We start from the raw sequence: 17,238 nt of genomic DNA, 5'->3' as shown, positions 1-17,238 counted from the left end.
TTTTCCCTAGATTTCACAGGAAAGGCGGATCGAGATGTCCCTTCCCACCGCATTTTGCGCGCGCATGCGCGCCTTGCTGGGCGACGAGCAAGCGCCCGTTTTTTTGGAAAGCTTTTGGGCGCCGCGCGCTCACGGCCTGCGGGTCAATCCCCGGTATCCGGCGGGCAAAGACCATCCGGCGCACCGGTATTTCACCCTGACGCCCGTTCCCTGGTGCGCCGAGGGGTTCTATTATCCGGCCGACGAGCGGCCGGGCAAGCATCCACTATACGAGGCGGGCGCGTATTATATCCAGGAGCCGAGCGCCATGGCGGTCGGCGCGCTGGCCGCGCCCGGACCGGACGAATGGGTGCTCGACCTGTGCGCTGCCCCGGGCGGCAAGACCACCCATCTGGCGCCGCATGCGGGATTCGTGCTGGCCAATGAGATTCATCCGGCGCGCGCCAAGACGCTGGCGCAGTCGGTCGAGCGCATGGGGCTGACCAACACGGTCGTGACCAACGAAACGCCCGCCCGGCTGGCAGCGCGCTTCCCCGAAGCGTTCGATTGCGTGGTCGTGGACGCCCCCTGCTCGGGCGAGGGCATGTTCCGCAAGGATGAGGATGCTGCCAGTGAGTGGAACGAGGATTCCCCAGCGCTGTGTGCCGCCCGGCAGGATGAAATTCTGGACGAGGCGGTCCGGATGCTCCGCCCGGGCGGACGGCTGATTTACTCGACCTGTACCTTTGCGCCTGAGGAGAACGAGGGCACGCTGACCCGCCTGCTGGCGCGACACCCGGACTTTACCGTGCAGGCGGTGGAAGGTTATCCGTGGTTTGCGCCTGGCGAACCGGCCTGGTATCCGGGCGCGGACGAGCGGGTGCGCCATGCCTTCCGGCTGTGGCCGCACAAGCTGCGTGGGGAGGGGCATTGCTGCGCTGTCCTGACCCGGGCGGGCGATGCACCCCGGCGCATGCCGCCCGCAGTGCAGCCGCTCACGCGCCTGCCGGACGAGCTGACCGCCTTTTGGCGGGATACCATGGCGCTGCCGCTGGACGGCCTGCGGTTTACCCAGGCGGGCGACCGTCTGTGGCTGAGCGCCCAGCCGCTGCCTGACACGGCAGGGCTCAAGACCCTGCGCACCGGCGTTGAGGTCGGCACACTCAAAAAGGGCCGTCTGGAACCGGCCCATGCGCTCGCGCACGCCTATGCGCCCGAAGAGTTTGTCCGGCGGCTGGAATTGGCAGCGGACAGCCCGGAAGCCGAACGCTACCTCAAAGGCGAAACGCTGCCGTGCAGCACCGAAAACGGCTGGACCGCCGTGTGTGTGGATGGCTGCGTACTCGGCTGGGGTAAAACGGTGGGCGGTGTGCTCAAAAATCATTATCCCAAAGGACTGCGCTGGAAATAAAAACAGCCCCCGGAAGTGTTTGGACTGCCCCAGATTGTGCGGACAGTATAAAAAAGAGCCCTGGTAGGAAAGATTGAGTTTTAAGTGGAGAGGCGTCGCGTAAGCGGCGCTTCTCCAGTCTTTAGCTGGATGCGCTCATGGTTGTAAAAGTAGATGTAGCGGTCAATCATTTCATTGGCTTGCGAGAAGGTAGCCGGTTTGTGGCGGTAGATGCACTCTGTTTTGAGGATAGAGAAGAAATTTTCCGCCATAGCGTTGTCATAAGGATTTCCACGTCTTGACATAGATGGCGTAATGCCGTATGTTTGAGTTAGCTCAAAATATGCTTGTGAGGCGTACTGAGCACCCTGGTCGCTGTGGAGCTGCAACTCTGCAGCGGCCCTCTTTTTCTCTTGCTTCATTGCCAGACGAATGGTGTCCAGAACCAGATTCACCGTTTGTTCCGTTCCGGTTTTGTAAGCCACAATACTGTTGTCATAGAGATCCCGGATCATGGACAGGTACAGTACGCCCTGCTTAGTGTGGATGTAGGAGATGTCCGTTACCCATTTGCTGTTGGGCTTGTCGGCCTGAAACTGCCTGCTTAGCAGATTCTCGTACTTGTGGAGCTGCTGCCCCATCTGCTGCCATTTCCTGCGTCGGCGGATTTCTGAGAGCAGATCATATTTCTTCATAATCCGTAGCACTGTTTTTGGATTACAGAAAATATTCTGGTTCTTCAGCCATAGACACATCCGCCGGTAGCCGTAGGTGCGGAAGCTGCGTTCCCGCTGTTGTCCAATTAGTTCTGCAAGAGCTGCGTCCTTCTCCGGCTTACCAAGGCGATGGACGAAGGCATAGTATCCGCTTCTGGATACTCCAAAGAATTTGCACATAACTGCCACGGAATACTCTGCTCTGTGACGATATATAATGTGATATTTTACCTTTGCCCTCACTTCCTTCCTATGCAGTGCAGAAAATCCCGCAGCAGCTTATTCTCCATACGAAGTCGCTGGATCTCATGTGCCTGCTCGGTTATAATATCTCTTGGTGCGGCATTTGTTCTTGGCCGCCCTTGGGGCCGCGCAAGGATGCCAGCTTCTAACATACGTTCTTTCCTCCGTTCACGCTTAAGTAGACTTTTTATCACCTGCTTATCCTGAAAACCGTAATATTCTGCAACTTCCCGCTGGGTTTTCCCCGCTGCCAGCATAGCCTTGATTTCTGGCAACAGCACTTGAATGTGTGTGTATTTTCGTTTCTCCATGACAAAACCCCCTGATGTAGTCTATTTTCCTACATCAGGGGGTTTTTGTCACTGTCCATTTTTACTGGACCGGTTCAGTTTCTTCCGGGGGCTCTTCTTATTCGGTGGATTCGTGGAAGTTTTTGCGTTCGTAGTATTCCAAGCAGCGGTATTCGTCCACGATTGCTTGGTTTTCTTTGGTCAGGGTGTCAGTGACCACACCGTCCTGCAAGTACAGACCGGATACGCTCAGCACCGGTACAGCCTCCGCACAAGCGCGGGTGGCCTGCATGTAGGCCGGACCATCCCAGCCGCACAGCGTAAACAGCTCATTCATCAGGAAGTAGGGACCCAGGTCGCGTCCTTCGCCGATGAAGTCATTGCCCAGCGCCTGCTTGGCCGCATCGTTGGCCCAGATGAGGTAACGAGTGCCATAGTAGTTATAGAAGCCTTCTTCCGAATCGGCATAGTTCAGGTCAATGCCCAATTCTTCATAGACGCTGCTGTTGTCGCCCAGCCAGGGCTTGTGGTCGCCAAACAGAACGATCACGACCGGGTCATCCGACGCGCGGTAGTGGTCGAACATGGTCTTGAGGTTTTCATTGGTGTCTGCGATGGAACCGAAATAATTGTTGAGGATGTTTTCCGATTCCTGCGAGTAGACACCCGGCTTGACATAATCGACCCCGTAGTCGTTCTCCTCAGTGTTGTAGGGGCCGTGGCCCTGATAGGTCACGCTGAAGGAGAAATACGGCTGGTCGCTCTCAGCCTTGTGCTGGTCATGCAGATTGACGATATCCGGTATGAGGATGCGGTCCATGGCAATCTCACCGTCTGCCATTTCCCCATAGCGGTTTTCCAGGAAATTATAGCTTTCAAAGCCCAGATTGGCATTGATGTTGACGCGGTTGTAGAACCAGTCATAGCTCGGGTGGCTGCCGGTGACCGTGTAGCCCTGATCGGCAAAATAGCGCACATACGAATTGGTCGCCGAGCGATAGGAACCCTGGTCGCAATAGCCGGTCAGGAAGGCGCGCTCGGAATCGATCGTGCCGCCGGCAAAAATATTGGTGAGCAGGTTGCCCGAGATGCCCTCGGCTTCCAGTTTGTGATATTCCTCGTACGGGTCGACGTTGAATTCGATCTGGTCATAGACCGAGAAGTCGGCATAGGCTTCCATCATGATGCCGATGATGTCCACCTTTTGGTTGTCCGGGATATCGGCGTCTTCATATTCGGCAAGGATTTCGGCAGCCTGCTTTTCATCATAACCAGTAGGCGGGGTGTCGATGGCATCCTGCACGCTGTACAGGAAGGGATAGACAAAGCCCTTGGAGATGTAAAGCTGGGTGGTCGACCAGCGGTTGATGAGGTCATAGTTTTCGGTCTTGGTGTTGTAGATGTCCTCGTTGGTGTAGAGATACACCATGGGCACGAGCAGCACCAGCATGACCACACAGCCGATGATGCGCGCCTTGCCGGGCAGGCGGCCGCGGGCGACAAAGGCCAGCACGGCCACAGCGACGAGCAGGATGACCAGCGCTGCGATCATGGATTTGGTCACAAACAGCGTGTACCGCTCGGACATGTTGCCAGCCTCTTTGATGAGCAGCAGATCTTCAAACAGGAGCGGGTCGTTGCGGAATTGGAGTTTGAACCAGCTTGCAATGCTCAGCCCCATCACGACCGCACTGGTCAGCGCAAACGAAAGCGCCGCGCGGCGGGTGGCAAACCACAAAAGAAACGCCAGCCAGACACAGGGAAGAATGTTGAGGAAGGCGATCCAGTGGTTTTCAAAGTAGCTGTCAAACATCTCGTCCGCCCGTAATACAGCGGCAAAATGCAGCGACAAAACGCCAAGTCCAATGGAAGAGAGCAAAAGCAGCACCGCGCTGAGGATACGGCTGCGGCACAGCTTGGAAAGCAGTTCTTTTGCGGGCATAGACAGGAGATCCTTTCTGAAAAATATCGGGTAGGCGACAAAAAGTCAATTTTTGCGCAAATATAAACCTTATTATATACCAAATCGCCGGTTTGTCAATGTAAATTCCATGGGAGCGCGTTCGCTGCGTGCACAAAAAATGCGCAAATACGCCGCAAATTGGCGTAAAAGAAGTTTAACAGATAATTTACCCGGGAATCCTTGACTTTACATGGTATTTACTGTACTATCGACATTAGTACGGTAAGGAGAGAAGGAAAATAATGATTCAAGATATCTTTGACTGGCTACTGGGCGCCGGGCGTGAGGTCGCGCTGCTGGTGATCTCCATGCTCCCGCTGATCGAGCTGCGCGGCGCGGTGCCGCTGGGGCTTGCAGCCGGGATGCCGTGGTATGAAGTGCTGCCAATTTGTTATCTGGGCAACCTGCTGCCCATTCCGTTTGTGTTGGTATTCGGTGTGCGCCTGCTCGACTGGCTGGCCGGTTTGGGCCCCTTCAAGGGCATTGCGACCCGGTATAAGCAAAAGCTGATGAGCAAATCGACCCAGGTGACCAAATATGCGCGCATTGGCCTGTTTTTGTTCGTGGCCGTGCCGCTGCCGGGCACCGGCGCGTGGTCGGGCGCTGTCATTGCAACGCTGCTGAAAATGCCGATGCGCAAAGCGTTTTTGTCCATTGCAGCCGGGGTGGTGGCGGCCGGGCTGCTCATGACCGCGGGCACGCATGGTGTACTCGGTGTCTTTAATTTAGGATAATACGGTGGGAAGACGGCAAAGAGGCCGTCTTTCTTTTTGCTTGCCCTTTGGCGCGAATGCGGGTAAGATAGAAGGAGGAACATCCGCGCCCAGGGCGCGAAAGGAGCAAGACCATGCGAAGAGATAAAACCAACTACTATTTGGACATGGCCGATGTGGCGCGCGAACGCAGCACCTGCCTGCGCCGCACCTATGGGGCGGTCATCGTCAAAAACGATACCATTGTATCCACCGGATATTCGGGCGCGCCGCGCGGCCGCGCCAACTGCATCGACCTGGGATTCTGCATGCGGGCCAAACTCAAGATTCCGCGCGGCGAACGGTATGAGTTCTGCCGCTCGGTGCATGCCGAGGCCAATGCCATCATTGCCGCCTCGCGCGAGCAGATGCTGGGCGCGACACTGTATCTGGTCGGCCGGGAGGCCGACGGCACGCTTATGCCGGATGCCAATTCGTGCACCATGTGCAAGCGTATGGTCATCAATGCGGGCATTGAGAAGGTGGTCGTGCGCCGCACCGAGGATACCTATGAGGAAATCCCGGTATCCGACTGGGTGGCCTACGACGAGCTGCTGGACGGCAAGATGGGGTATTGACGAATGGATGCGCGTTCTATCCTGCTGGCCGTGGGCATCAACGTCGTTCTGTTGGCCGTGATCGTCGCCCTGTTCCGGCTGTGGCGCGTCCGGCAGCCCATGACGGCCGCCCGGCTGCGCCGGGAAGCGGCCAACCAGGCAAAACCAATCGATGCCGCACCGCTGGAAGGCGATTTCTGCCGGATGCAAGCCATGCTGGAAGCGCTGGACGAGAGTCTGACCGATACTCGGGCGGTGGCAGCGCTGCTGTGCGGCTGGGCCGCCGACGGGACGACCATCCTGTCTCGGACCGAGAAAAAGCGGCTGAAAAGCTTTGGCGATGCGATGCAGGCCACCATCACCTTTCCGGGGGATGAGGAACATCCCTTTACGCCGAGCTCGAACGGTGCCGAAGGCAAGCTGCTCGGGCTGCTGTACGGCTGGACCGACGAAACGGCCACCTTGCAGGCCAGCGAGATTTACAACCAGGCCCGTGCCTATCCCGAAGCGGTGAAGGGGCGACTGGACCAATTTTCGCTTCAGGGCAAACACAGTCTGCGCGCGACCGGCGCCATGCAGCCGGAAAAAAAGACCCGACGGTTTGGTTTTGTGGACGAGCGCCGCTCGATCTACACCCCGCGCGGCGTGCGCGAAGCGGCTGCGCTTTTGGGCTATCGTGCCTGGCTGGGGCAGCAGGACAGCCTGCCGCCCGAAAAATGGCGAGACGCGGTGCTGCTCGGTGCGTCCCAGGCGGTCGATGCCGACGTGCTGGACCTGGCGCAGACCCTGGCCAAAGCGCTCACCGGCGGCGCCCAGGCGGGAAGAAAAGTAAATCGGGTATAAAAAACGGCGCGGGAGCGAGAAGCTTCCGCGCTTTTGGCATGCAAAAAGGGCTGCCCCAGAGGGACAGCCCAAAGTATCCTGTATGGTGTTGCTTATTCCGCCGTGAAGGGCAGGAGAGCAACGTGACGGGCGCGCTTGATCGCTTCCGTCAGCTGACGCTGATGCTTTGCGCAAGTACCGGTCATGCGGCGGGGCAGAATCTTGCCGCGCTCAGACATGTAGCGCTTGAGCTTTGCAACGTCCTTGTAGTCAATGCACTCCACCTTGTCTACGCAGAACGCGCAAACCTTTCTGCGGCGACGGCCGCCGCGCTGGCGCTCCGGACGGGGAGTAAATTCCTTTTTGGTCTCTTCCATTGCCAAGTACCTCCTTTGATAGAATATCCGGCCAATCGGCCGTTTTCGGGAGATTTACGGTTTAGAACGGCACATCGCCGTCGTCGTCACCCAGTTCCGCGAAATCCGAATCCCCGACCGGCAGGTCAAAGGACGGCGCGGGCGCCTGAGAACCGTAGTTATTTCCCTCGGGACGGATCTGCGAACCATTGTCGAAGCCGGCGTAACCGCCGTTCTGTTCGCGGGATTTCTTGGTTTCGCCAAACGAAACCTCATCCACATTGATCTCAATGGATACACGCTTGTTTCCGTTTCGGTCTTCCCAGTTTCTCGACTGGATCCGCCCTACCACGATGGCGAGCATGCCCTTCGTGAACCACTGGCTCACAAATTCGGCCTGACGGCCCCAGGCTACGCAGTCGATAAAATCAGTCTGCCGTTCGCCGTTTGGACCTTTGCGGTCACGGTCGATCGCCAAAGAGAACGATGCAACCGCCATGTTGCTCTGGGTGTGACGGAGTTCGGGGTCGCGGGTCAAACGGCCCATCAAAATTGCTTTATTGAGCATTTTGGGCGCCTCCCTTAGTCGAGGGAAACGATGATGGAACGCATGATACCGTCCGTGATCTTAAAGATACGGTCCAGTTCTGCCGGGAAAGACGGAGCGGACGTGAACTCGATCAGGGTGTAGCAACCTTCGGTCAGGTCGTTGATCGGGTACGCCAGACGACGCTTGCCCCAATCATCTACCTTTTCGAGCGTGCCGTTCGACTCTACAAGAGCCTTGAACTTGTCCACGATCGCGGCAACCTCTTCCTCGCCGAGGGTCGGGTTGACAATGAAAAGAGTCTCGTACTTGCCACTTACCTTTGCCATTTTAGCACCTCCTTTTGGACTTTAAGGCCCACATCCCACGATGTGAGCAAGGATACCTTACTTATTATATAGAACAACAGGAAAATGTCAAGCGATTTCTCCAAAAAAATTTGAAAAAAAGATTGACGCGGCTGCTTCCGTATGCTAAAATACTCTTGTTGTCACGCTGGTATGGCTCAGTTGGTAGAGCAGCGCATTCGTAATGCGCAGGTCATCGGTTCGAGTCCGATTACCAGCTCCAACGGAAAACCGCTCATTCGTTTGAATGAGCGGTTTTTTTATGTTTCGGGCAGGTTGCACACGACATAGGCCGTTCGTTCGCCGAGAAATTCCCGCAGTTTGAAGATGCTGCCGGTGAGCAGATCGCGCTTTTGCAGGACCATCACCGTCTCGTCATACGTCACCAGAAGCAGATCGTCGGTTTCCAGCACCCATTCCAGCGAAGCATAGGGGATGGTTTTGCCCTCGTCCGGGGCGTCGAGCTGGAAGGCGTGCATGCCATCTTCATTAAAAACAAGCCGCATTTGCGCGAGGCCTTGCCGCTCGGACAGCGTTTGCAGCAACTTGGTGGCCGAGCGGTTAAAGTCGGTCACACGAGTCTGCTTGCGGGTCAGTAGGCTGACAAGACCCATCATGAACCCGACGATGCCGAGAATGAGCAGGACACCCAGTTCTTCGGCGTTTGCGAGTGCGACGAAGCTGAAGAACACGCCCTGGATCAGGCTGATAATACCCAGCAGCGTGCGCTGCGTGCGCCAAAGGGCGACAACACCGGACAAATAGCCCAGCACACCCACCACCAGCGGGAACGGCCGAAGGCGCGGTTCTAGCAGTGTGGGAATCAGCCAGCACAGGCCAAGTAGCCAGTTGGCAAGCCCCCAACAGGCGCGCCGCCGGCGACGCTTTTCCAAAACCTCGGGCGTCTGTTTTTCTACACTGTTTAGTTTATCGATCAGTTCCCAGCGCTGGGGGAACTGCTTGCGCGAAATTTGTTCGGTTCGCTTTTCCAGAGCCAAGCTCACTTGGGGATGCAGCGAATCGGCATCCAAAGGCGTGAACTGAAACGAAAATGTCAAAGGCGCTCCACCTTTCTGTCAGGTTTTCGTTTCGAGTATAGCACAGCGCGAAAAGCGATGCTACGGATTTTGCGAAAATTTGTCTGTGAAGCGGTAGAATGTGCAAGAAATTATCAAATAATATGCAGTTTTGATACAAAAACGGCTGTCTATCGAAAATAGACAGCCGTTTTTTTTAGTTGCCACCGCAGCCGTGCTTGTGTTCGCCGCACTGGTGCGCCCCATCGTGATGATGGTTGCACATCGTGTTCGGGTCAAAAGCCAGCGTGCCGCCGAGCAGGGCTTTGACGCTTTCGTCCGCGTCGCCCGTAACGCCCGGATAAAGTTCAATGCCGGCGTCGGCCAGCGCGGTGCGCGCGCCGCCGCCAATGCCGCCGCAGATGAGTGTGTTCACGCCGTGGCTCTGTAAGAAGCCGGCCAGCGCGCCGTGACCGCTGCCGTTGGTGTCCACAACCGCAGACGACTGCACGGCGCCGTTTTCGACGTCATAGATCTTGAACTGTGCGCAGTGGCCAAAATGCTGGAACACCTGGCCGTTTTCGTATGTTACTGCAATTTTCATCGTATCAGACCTCCTTCTCGGTCAGTTTTATTATACTCCCCGAAGGACAAGGCTGCAATCGAAAAAGCGCAGTTTCAGGAATGGATGCGCAGCCCCAGTCGCGCGCCCAGGCGGGAAAGCAGTTCGTTGGTGATGGTGCCGCACCAGTCGGCCAGCTGTTCGGCACGGATTTCGCACCCACCGTCTCGGCCGATTAGCGTGACCGCATCGCCCGCCTGCACGCCGGGGACATCGGTCACATCCACCAGCAGCTGGTCCATGCACACCCGGCCGACCACCGGGGCACGGCGGCCGTGCACCAGCACCTGTACGCCCCGGTCGGCAGCATCGCGCGGCACGCCGTCGGCGTATCCGATGGACACGACCGCCAGCCGGGTAGGCCGCTCGGCGTGGAAGGCCCGACCATAGCCAGCCGTGTCGCCCGCCGCGAGCGGGCGCACGAGCACGACCCGCGCCTTAAGCGCCAGCACCGGCCACAGGTCGAGCGCGCGCTGGACGGGCGAAGCATCGCTGCCCACGCCGTACAGCGCAATGCCCACCCGAGCAAAGGCGCACGGCTGGGGCGGCAGGTTCCACACCCCGTAGCTGGCCTGGATGTGCGTCTGGCCGGGGTCATAGCCCGCGCGGCGAATGGTTTCGACAGTTTCAAAAAAGGCGGAAAGCTGGGCTTGGGTAAAGGAAGTGTCATCCGCCGTCAGGCTGTCGGACACGCCAAGGTGGGAAAACATGCCGTCAATGCGCAGGTTGGGCAGGTCATACACCCGCAGAAAGGCCGAGATCTCCCCGGCAGGCAGCCCCAGCCGGTGCATGCCGGTGTCTACGGCCAGATGAACGTGGATGGGCACGCCCTGCGCGGCCAGCGCCCGGGCATGGGACTCGTCGGCCACGGTCTGGGTGATGCGCCAGCGCCGCAGCGTGCGCACATGGATGGGGTCGGTGTAGCCGAGCACCAGAATCAGTCCCCGGATGCCATGTTTGCGCAGATGGACCGCCTCCTCCAGTGTGGCCACGGCAAAGGCGCGCACGCCGCTTTGCTGCAAGGTGCGCGCGGTCAGCACCGCGCCATGGCCGTAGGCTTCGGCTTTGACGACCGCCATCAGGCGGGAGTCCTTGCCCAGCCCGTCCTGCAATACGGCGGCATTGTGCCGCAGCGCGGCGCAGTCGATGTCACGCCAGGCGCGGGTGTTCGGCAGTTTGCCGCGGGGCAGCCAGGCATCCAGCAAAAAGGCGCAGGCCACGCTGGCCGCGGTGACCGCCGCAAAATGCCCCAGGCTGTTCTGCACCAGCAAGCCGTCCAGATGCAGCATCTCGGCCGCGCCGCGCACCAGCACAATCCACCACGGATGTAGGATATATACCAGGATGGATACCCGCCGCAGGCGGGGATTTTGGCCTGCATCGGCCCCCCACAGCAGCGAAAACAGAAAGAGCATACACAGGGGCAGAAAGACATACATGCTGTCGTGGCGCTGCCAGCCCAGGCGGTGAAGGGCGAACCCTTCGGCCGTCATGGCGGCAAAGGACAGCGTCAGTCCCACAGCCGCCGTGCGGGTGGAAAACCGCCGTCCGGCGGCGCCGAGCAGCAAAAAGAGCGGCGCGAAGAACAGGCCGTTGCGGGTGTAGGAAAAGACATGGAACAGGGCGGAAAACACCGGTTCCAGCCCAAGCTGCACGGCAAGACCGTAATAGCTGTCGCCCAGCAGGCCGAACAGATACAGCACCCCGGCCACGGGTAGTGCACAGCGCAGCCCCATCCGGGCCAGATGGGACGCGAGGAACGCGCCCAGCAGCACGGCCGGGAAGTACCACAGATGGTACAACGTGCCGTCAAAAAGCAGGCTGCGTACGACCCCGGCGGCGTCCCAGCCGCCCTGATACAAATTAAGCGGCAGATATAGGACGATTGAAACCGCGTAGTACAGCGCGGTCTTTTGCGCGAAATGGGGCAGGCGTCGCCAGCCGTTTCGCCCCAGAAAATACCCGGATACCATGAAAAACAGCGGTACCGCCAGCCGGGCCAGCACCCGGGTGAGGAAAAAATCCCCATCCGCCGAAACGCTCATCAGTGGGGAGGTGTGGATGGCGATGACCAGCAGCGCGGCGGCAAAACGCGCATCGTCCAGCGCGGCAAAGCCCTTTTTCATGCGCTTTCCCCCCAGACGGTGACGATAAAGCCGCCGATGTTGTCCCCCGAAACCTGACAGCAGGCATCGGGCAGCTCGATCTCGGTCTGCTCGCCCGCGCAGGGCACGTAAAACACCTGCGCCATGCGTCCGCCGTCCAGCGTGCAAGTCTGCGCGCCCGCCTGTCGCAAAAAATCCGGGTATTCTTCCAGACACAGGCCGTGCTTTTGCAGCAGCGCGGCATGGGGCGCGCCGACATAGCGGAAATGCCAGGGCTCGGGCGAAATGCCGGTGAGGGATTCCTTGCCGGCCTGATAGCGCTCGATGAAGCCGTGGCGGGCGGCGGCACGGCGGAACGCGCCGCACACGCCGTCATAGGGGAAGGCCGGCCGGATGAAGTCGATGTGGGACGCCGCCCGGCCCAGGTCGATGGCCAGCCCGGTCTGGTGCTCGCTGCACCCGGGCAGGGCCACATATTGCCGGGTGAAAGCTTCGCCGCTTTCGGCCAGGGTTTGGTCCCAGATGGCCTGCTGCTCGGTCTGGCTGCGCCAGCCGGATACGGGCACGATCTCCCGTCCACCGCGCACCGCGCCGATGCAGCAGGCGAGCAGCCGCCCGGCGGCTGCCTCCAGCAGGATGTCCGGATGCCGGGCGTCCACGGGGGCGAGCTTGCCGGCCGCCCCGCTTTGCAGCGGGTGGCGGGCATTGACTACGATCAGCGGCCCCTGATGGACGGCCTGCCGCGGAAAACGTCTGCATGTCATGCGCTCACCCCCAGTTCGACCAGGCGGGTCAGCAGGGCGGGGAAGTCCAGCCCCGCGGCGCGCATCATGCCCGGATAACGGCTGTGGGCGGTAAAGCCCGGAATGGTATTGACCTCGTTAAAGACGATCTCGCCCGCCGGGGTCAGGAAAAAGTCCACCCGCGCACACACCCGGCAGCCAAGCGCTCGGTAGACCGTGCAGGCCGCTTGCCGGATGGCGTCCTCCTGCGCCGGGGCGATGCGCGCCGGGCAGTGGATGCGCGAGGAAATCAAGTTGTATTTTTCGGTGTAGTCAAAGAAGCCGCCTGCAAGCTCGATTTCATCGACTCGGCCGGTCTGCAAGGCGTCGTTGCCGAGCACCGCGCACCCGACCTCAAAGCCCGGAATGGCCTCCTCGAGCAGGATTTCCGCATCGTGGGCAAAGGCGGCGTCCACCGCCGCGCGCAGATCGTCCGGCTGGGTCACCCGGCCTACCCCGAACGACGACCCGGCCCGCACCGGCTTGACGAACACCGGATACCCGAGCGCCCCAGCCGCCTGCGCGATGGCGGTAAAATCGGCGCCGCGGGCAAAGACCGCGCTTTGGGGCACGCGCACGCCGGCCAGGGCAGCCAGCTTGTGCGCGCGGTCCTTGTCCATGCACAGGGCGCTGGCCGCCGTGCCGCAGCCGATGAGCGGGATGCCGGCCAGCTCCAACAGGCCCTGGACCGTGCCGTCCTCACCGTTTTTGCCGTGCAGCACCGGGAAAGCAGCGTCTACATGCAGGCTTTCGGGCTGCGCGCCCAGGGTCAAAAGGGCATGGCTGCCGCGGTCGGGCGAAAAAGCGCAGGGCACGCTATTTGCCGTGTCCTCACACCAGGTGCCGTCCGCGATGCGCGCGAGCGGGCCGCGGTACAGCCGCCAGGCGCCTTCCCGCGTGATGCCGACCGGAAGGACGGCAAAGCGCGTAGGGTCTAAATGGGTCAGCACCGCGTGGGCCGATTCCAGGGATACGCTGTATTCGGTAGAGCAGCCGCCGAACAGGACGGCCAGGGTCATCTTTTTCATCATGGGAAACCTCCTTGGCAGCACAAAGCGCCTTGTTTTTTGACATCTTCAGGATATCAAAACAAGGCGCTTCATGTTTTTCGGTTTCCCCAAGGATTCCTTGCGGTTTTGGTGCAGAAATCTTACGATTTTCTTTCGGTCGGCAGCGTCACCACAAACGACACCGTATTGTCCCGGCTTTCGGCCCGGATGGCGCCGCCGTGCAGTTCGACGATCTCTTTGGCAATCGCCAGCCCCAGTCCGGCGCCGCCTGTGCGCGTGCCGCGCGACGCATCCAGCCGGAAGAACTGCTCAAACAGACGCCCCAGCTTGTCGGGCGGGATGGTCTTGCCCGGATTGGTGAACCGCAGCACGATGGAATCGGCCGCAGTCTGGGCGGAAATCTGGATGGTGCTGCCCGGGAAGCTGTAATGGCAGGCATTGCGCAGCAGGTTGCCGAACACCCGCGCGAGTTTGTCCGGGTCGCAGTCATAGGGCATCGTGTCCGGCAAGTCCAGCGCATAGCGCAGGTCCTTTTCGGCGAACATGGGCTCAAATTCGCTGGCGATCTGTTCGAGCATGCGCGTTAAGTCGACCGGGCAGGTTTCCAGCGTCAGCTGGGACAGATTAAAGCGGGTGATGTCGAAAAATTCGTTGATGAGGTCTTCCAGCCGCTCGGCTTTGTCCAGCGCGATGCCGGTGTATTTGGCGCGCAGTTCGGGCGAGATCTGCGGCTCGTCGCGCAGTAGCGACAGATAGCCGATCACGCTGGTGAGCGGGGTCTTGAGGTCGTGCGCCAGATAGACGATCAGGTCGTTTTTGCGCTGCTCGGCCTCGCGGGCTTGGGCCGCGGCGCGCAGCGCCTGCTGCCGCACGAGGTTGAGCTGGTCTTCCACATTGCGCATGGAAGCCGGCAGTTCGATGGGCGTATCGTCCGGTCGGGCCAGCCGGCCGGCGGCATCGACGAGTTCGTCCAGATAGCGCAGCGGCTTGGAAATAAAATAATAGGTGACCGCCAGTGCACCCACGCCCAAAATCAATGCGCTCCAAAAGATCAGGTTTTCACGGAACGGTTCCAGCACCTGATAGATCAGTTCGTCGCCGTACCAGGTGAACTGGGCCAGAAACGACCAGCCCACCATCACCAGCGCGGCATAGCCAATGACCAGACCGACCAGCGCGAGCAGATACTGCATGAGAAGCTGACGGGAAAGCTGGCTGCGGTAGCGCCGCTTGTGTTGCTCCTTATTCAATGGTGTAGCCCACCCCCCAGACCGTTTTGATGAATTTGGGTTTGCGGCTGGGTTCGTGCATCTTTTCCCGCAGCCGCGCGATGTGGGTCATGACCGTATTGTTGCTGTTTAAGTACTTTTCGCCCCACGCGGCCTCAAACAGCGTTTCGCTCGGCACCACCTCGCCCCGGTGGTCGCACAGGTACCACAGGATGGCAAACTCCAAGGGGGTTAAGTTCAGTTCCTCCCCGTAGAGCGTACACTTGTGGGTGGTCTTGCAGATGGTCAAGCCGCCGAAATCGTGCTCGGTGGCCTCTTCGGCCACGCGTTCGCCCAGATTGTAGCGGGTGTAACGACGCAGCTGGGTCTTGACGCGCGCCATCAGTTCGAGCGGGTTGAAGGGCTTGACGATATAGTCGTCTGCGCCCAGCGTCAGCCCCAGGATCTTGTCGCTGTCCTCGACCTTGGCCGTCAGCATCAGGATGGGATACAGGTGCTTTTCCCGAATGCGCTGCAAAAGCGTAAAGCCGTCCATATCGGGCAGCATCACGTCCAGAATGGCCAGATCGATGTGCGTGTCCGCCGCACACGCCAGCGCATCGGCGCCATTGTAGAATTTGTGGACGGCAAAACCGTCGTTTTTCAGGTAGACTTCCACCAGGTCGGCGATGGCCGCCTCGTCGTCCACTAGCAGGATGCTTTCTTGCAAGTGTCATTCCTCCCCAATTGTTTTTTCATGTTGCATCCTCTGTATTATAGCACAGACCGGGCAGAGAGAAAACCGCCCGCGCCCTGGGGGAAAACGGGCGCGGGCGGGCTATCAATGCGCCGTACCGCGGAAATGATCGACCGCGCGGCGCATGTCGGTTTCGGTGCGGAACACCACACCGCTTTGCAGGATGCTTTCCTGCACGCTTTTGGGCAGGGTACGGAAATACGCGCCCATGGCGTTGTTCATGTGATAATAATCGGTCATTCGGCTTCACCTCAAGCAAAGTATGCCCAAGGGGAACGGACCGCATACAAAAAAACCGTCCGGAAAACCGGACGGTACACTTTAAGATTCTTCGGTGGCTTCGAGGATGGAGTCCTCATGGCAGACGCATTTTTCGCGGAAGAGCGCACGGTTTTGCTCATAGATCATGCGCAGGCCGTCAAGCGTCAAATTGGAGTCAACCTCGTCGATGAGCGGGCAGTGCTCGGCCATCATGCGGCCCATGCCGCCGGTGGCGATGACGCGCACGTCGCCCTCCAGCTCTTTTTTCATGTCTTCGATGATGCCGGTCAGCGCGCCGACATAGCCGCGCACGGCGCCCGACTGCATGCTCTGCACGGTCGTGCGGCCGATGGCGCATTCGGTGGCGGCAATGTCCACCCGCGGCAGCTTGGATGCCTTCATAAACAGGGCTTCCATGGCGACCTTGATGCCTGGGAAAATTGCGCCGCCCAGATAGGCGCCGTTCTGGTCGATGGCGTCAAAGGTGATGGCGGTGCCGATGTCCACGATGATGAGCGGCTTGCCATAACGGGCCACAGCCGATACGCCGTTGACCAGACGGTCCACGCCGACTTCGCGCGGGTTGGTATACAGATTGACCATGCCGGGGTCGACATCGGTGCCCACCACGAGCGGGCGCAGCCGCAGATATTTGCGGATGGCGTTGATGAGCGAATACATGGCCGGCGGCACGACCGATGCGATGATGACCGCACTGGTCTTGGCTGCGTCGAGACCGCGGAAATGATAATACTGCAAGATTTTCAGGCCGATCTCGTCCGACGTGGCGGTCGCGTCGGTAGACATGCGGAACGTGCCGACCAGGTTCTTTTTTTCAAACAGGCCGAATACCATATTGGTATTGCCGACATCAATCGTTAATAACATAGGTCAAAACCACCTGAATTTTTTGTGTTGTTTGGGCTGCTCAGGCAGCAGGGGAGCACCGTCCGGGTCCAGAAAGCAGGCCGATACAAGCGCGCCGTTTTGCACATCGAGCATCAGGCAGCTGGCCCGGCCGTCGCGCGGCAGGCTGATGCTGCCAGGGTTCATCACCCGCACCCCACCTTCGGTCCGGTCGTAGCGCAGATGGGTGTGGCCATACAGCGCGATCGTGCAGCCTTCTTCGGCGGCGCGCGCCGCCACATTGCCCGATTGCAGCCAGGCCGCGCGTTCCCGGTGCCCGTGGGTCAGATACATGCGTACACCGGCGGGCGCGATGACCGAAAACAGCGGCGCATCCGGGTCAAAATCGTTGTTGCCCCGCACCGCATAGACGGTCAGGTTGGGATAGCTGCGGCGTAGATCGCAAGCATCCTCATAATGATCGCCCAAATGAATGACCGCATCCGGCTGCTCGCTTTCGATCAGGCCGTACATATCCAGCGTGCGGCCGTGGGAGTCGGAAAACACCAGGATCTTCATAGCAAAGCATGCCCCTTTCTTCCGTAACACGTCCACTATACACGAAAAGGAAGGTCTTGTAAAGCGGCGCGCAAAGATTTTGCCAAGTTC

20 protein-coding genes and 1 tRNA gene are annotated in these 17,238 nt (G+C 59.5%); 5 read left to right on the top strand and 16 right to left on the bottom strand.

The genetic code is table 11. From position 1 onward, the window contains the following. The first annotated feature begins 34 nt into the window (after positions 1 to 34). Entirely contained in the window at positions 35 to 1,390 is a 1,356-nt protein-coding gene (locus EFB11_RS07540) for an RsmF rRNA methyltransferase first C-terminal domain-containing protein (protein WP_122789596.1), read from the top strand. 80 nt (positions 1,391 to 1,470) lie between these two features. Here the strand turns inward: EFB11_RS07540 and EFB11_RS07535 are convergent, their stop codons facing one another. The 3 genes from EFB11_RS07535 to EFB11_RS07525 all read right to left on the bottom strand — a co-directional run bounded on the left by EFB11_RS07535 (position 1,471) and on the right by EFB11_RS07525 (position 4,560). After that, the gene (locus EFB11_RS07535) at positions 1,471 to 2,274 is read right to left on the bottom strand and encodes an IS3 family transposase (protein WP_243115141.1); all 804 of its coding nucleotides are present in this window, start codon (positions 2,272 to 2,274) and stop codon (positions 1,471 to 1,473) included. Between the two features lie 50 nt (positions 2,275 to 2,324). After that, positions 2,325 to 2,639 (bottom strand): imidazolonepropionase, encoded by a 315-nt coding sequence (locus tag EFB11_RS07530; RefSeq protein ID WP_122788647.1) that lies wholly within the window; start codon positions 2,637 to 2,639, stop codon positions 2,325 to 2,327. A 97-nt stretch (positions 2,640 to 2,736) separates the two neighbouring features. Continuing rightward, a complete protein-coding gene (locus EFB11_RS07525) occupies positions 2,737 to 4,560 on the bottom strand; it encodes an LTA synthase family protein (protein WP_122789595.1) in 1,824 nt (607 codons plus the stop codon). A 263-nt stretch (positions 4,561 to 4,823) separates the two neighbouring features. On the opposite strand from EFB11_RS07525, the gene EFB11_RS07520 reads away from it, so the two are divergent. The 3 genes from EFB11_RS07520 (at position 4,824) to EFB11_RS07510 (ending at position 6,733) form a co-directional block, all read left to right on the top strand. Next, positions 4,824 to 5,315, top strand: a complete 492-nt coding sequence (locus tag EFB11_RS07520) for a COG2426 family protein (protein WP_243115178.1) — start codon at positions 4,824 to 4,826, stop codon at positions 5,313 to 5,315. Between the two features lie 113 nt (positions 5,316 to 5,428). Next, positions 5,429 to 5,911: a deoxycytidylate deaminase gene (locus EFB11_RS07515; RefSeq protein WP_122789594.1), complete on the top strand. Its 483-nt coding sequence runs from the start codon at positions 5,429 to 5,431 to the stop codon at positions 5,909 to 5,911. 3 nt (positions 5,912 to 5,914) lie between these two features. Continuing rightward, positions 5,915 to 6,733: a hypothetical protein gene (locus EFB11_RS07510; RefSeq protein ID WP_122789593.1), complete on the top strand. Its 819-nt coding sequence runs from the start codon at positions 5,915 to 5,917 to the stop codon at positions 6,731 to 6,733. Between the two features lie 92 nt (positions 6,734 to 6,825). Here EFB11_RS07510 and rpsR read toward each other — a convergent pair whose 3' ends face one another. From rpsR to rpsF, 3 genes are all read right to left on the bottom strand, one after another. Continuing rightward, positions 6,826 to 7,089: a 30S ribosomal protein S18 gene (gene rpsR / locus EFB11_RS07505; protein WP_122789592.1), complete on the bottom strand. Its 264-nt coding sequence runs from the start codon at positions 7,087 to 7,089 to the stop codon at positions 6,826 to 6,828. Between the two features lie 61 nt (positions 7,090 to 7,150). Continuing rightward, positions 7,151 to 7,636 (bottom strand): single-stranded DNA-binding protein, encoded by a 486-nt coding sequence (locus EFB11_RS07500; protein WP_122789591.1) that lies wholly within the window; start codon positions 7,634 to 7,636, stop codon positions 7,151 to 7,153. 14 nt (positions 7,637 to 7,650) lie between these two features. Then, positions 7,651 to 7,944, bottom strand: coding sequence for a 30S ribosomal protein S6 (gene rpsF / locus EFB11_RS07495; RefSeq protein WP_122789590.1), 294 nt, complete (start codon positions 7,942 to 7,944; stop codon positions 7,651 to 7,653). 165 nt (positions 7,945 to 8,109) lie between these two features. Between rpsF and EFB11_RS07490 the strand changes: the two genes are divergently transcribed. Then, positions 8,110 to 8,185: transfer RNA gene (locus tag EFB11_RS07490), tRNA-Thr, on the top strand. A 37-nt stretch (positions 8,186 to 8,222) separates the two neighbouring features. Here EFB11_RS07490 and EFB11_RS07485 read toward each other — a convergent pair. The 10 genes from EFB11_RS07485 to EFB11_RS07445 all read right to left on the bottom strand — a co-directional run bounded on the left by EFB11_RS07485 (position 8,223) and on the right by EFB11_RS07445 (position 17,148). Beyond that, positions 8,223 to 9,020, bottom strand: a complete 798-nt coding sequence (locus EFB11_RS07485; RefSeq protein WP_122789589.1) for a YcxB family protein — start codon at positions 9,018 to 9,020, stop codon at positions 8,223 to 8,225. A 175-nt stretch (positions 9,021 to 9,195) separates the two neighbouring features. Next, complete coding sequence (locus tag EFB11_RS07480; protein ID WP_122789588.1) at positions 9,196 to 9,582, bottom strand: NifB/NifX family molybdenum-iron cluster-binding protein; 387 nt, start codon at positions 9,580 to 9,582, stop codon at positions 9,196 to 9,198. A 74-nt stretch (positions 9,583 to 9,656) separates the two neighbouring features. Beyond that, positions 9,657 to 11,726, bottom strand: coding sequence for a serine racemase VanT catalytic subunit (gene vanT / locus EFB11_RS07475; protein WP_122789587.1), 2,070 nt, complete (start codon positions 11,724 to 11,726; stop codon positions 9,657 to 9,659). Beyond that, positions 11,723 to 12,469 (bottom strand): D-alanyl-D-alanine carboxypeptidase family protein, encoded by a 747-nt coding sequence (locus tag EFB11_RS07470; RefSeq protein WP_122789586.1) that lies wholly within the window; start codon positions 12,467 to 12,469, stop codon positions 11,723 to 11,725. Before EFB11_RS07470 ends, vanT begins: the two co-directional genes overlap by 4 nt. Then, positions 12,466 to 13,515: a D-alanine--D-serine ligase VanG gene (gene vanG / locus EFB11_RS07465; RefSeq protein ID WP_122789737.1), complete on the bottom strand. Its 1,050-nt coding sequence runs from the start codon at positions 13,513 to 13,515 to the stop codon at positions 12,466 to 12,468. The genes EFB11_RS07470 and vanG overlap by 4 nt, the downstream gene beginning before the upstream one ends. 122 nt (positions 13,516 to 13,637) lie before the next feature. Then, the gene (locus EFB11_RS07460) at positions 13,638 to 14,747 is read right to left on the bottom strand and encodes a sensor histidine kinase (RefSeq protein WP_243115177.1); all 1,110 of its coding nucleotides are present in this window, start codon (positions 14,745 to 14,747) and stop codon (positions 13,638 to 13,640) included. Further along, positions 14,740 to 15,435, bottom strand: a complete 696-nt coding sequence (gene vanR, locus EFB11_RS07455; protein ID WP_122789585.1) for a VanR-ABDEGLN family response regulator transcription factor — start codon at positions 15,433 to 15,435, stop codon at positions 14,740 to 14,742. Before vanR ends, EFB11_RS07460 begins: the two co-directional genes overlap by 8 nt. 111 nt (positions 15,436 to 15,546) lie before the next feature. Beyond that, the gene (locus tag EFB11_RS16825; RefSeq protein ID WP_164706653.1) at positions 15,547 to 15,702 is read right to left on the bottom strand and encodes a hypothetical protein; all 156 of its coding nucleotides are present in this window, start codon (positions 15,700 to 15,702) and stop codon (positions 15,547 to 15,549) included. 81 nt (positions 15,703 to 15,783) lie between these two features. After that, positions 15,784 to 16,611 (bottom strand): type III pantothenate kinase, encoded by an 828-nt coding sequence (locus tag EFB11_RS07450; protein ID WP_122789584.1) that lies wholly within the window; start codon positions 16,609 to 16,611, stop codon positions 15,784 to 15,786. A 3-nt stretch (positions 16,612 to 16,614) separates the two neighbouring features. Further along, entirely contained in the window at positions 16,615 to 17,148 is a 534-nt protein-coding gene (locus EFB11_RS07445) for a YfcE family phosphodiesterase (RefSeq protein ID WP_122789583.1), read from the bottom strand. Positions 17,149 to 17,238 lie beyond the last annotated feature (90 nt).

Source organism: Intestinibacillus sp. Marseille-P6563 (assembly GCF_900604335.1).
Classification (GTDB): domain Bacteria; phylum Bacillota; class Clostridia; order Oscillospirales; family Butyricicoccaceae; genus Butyricicoccus_B.
The sequence above is the reverse complement of the archived record's forward strand: the minus strand, read 5'-3'. Positions and strand labels throughout refer to the sequence as shown.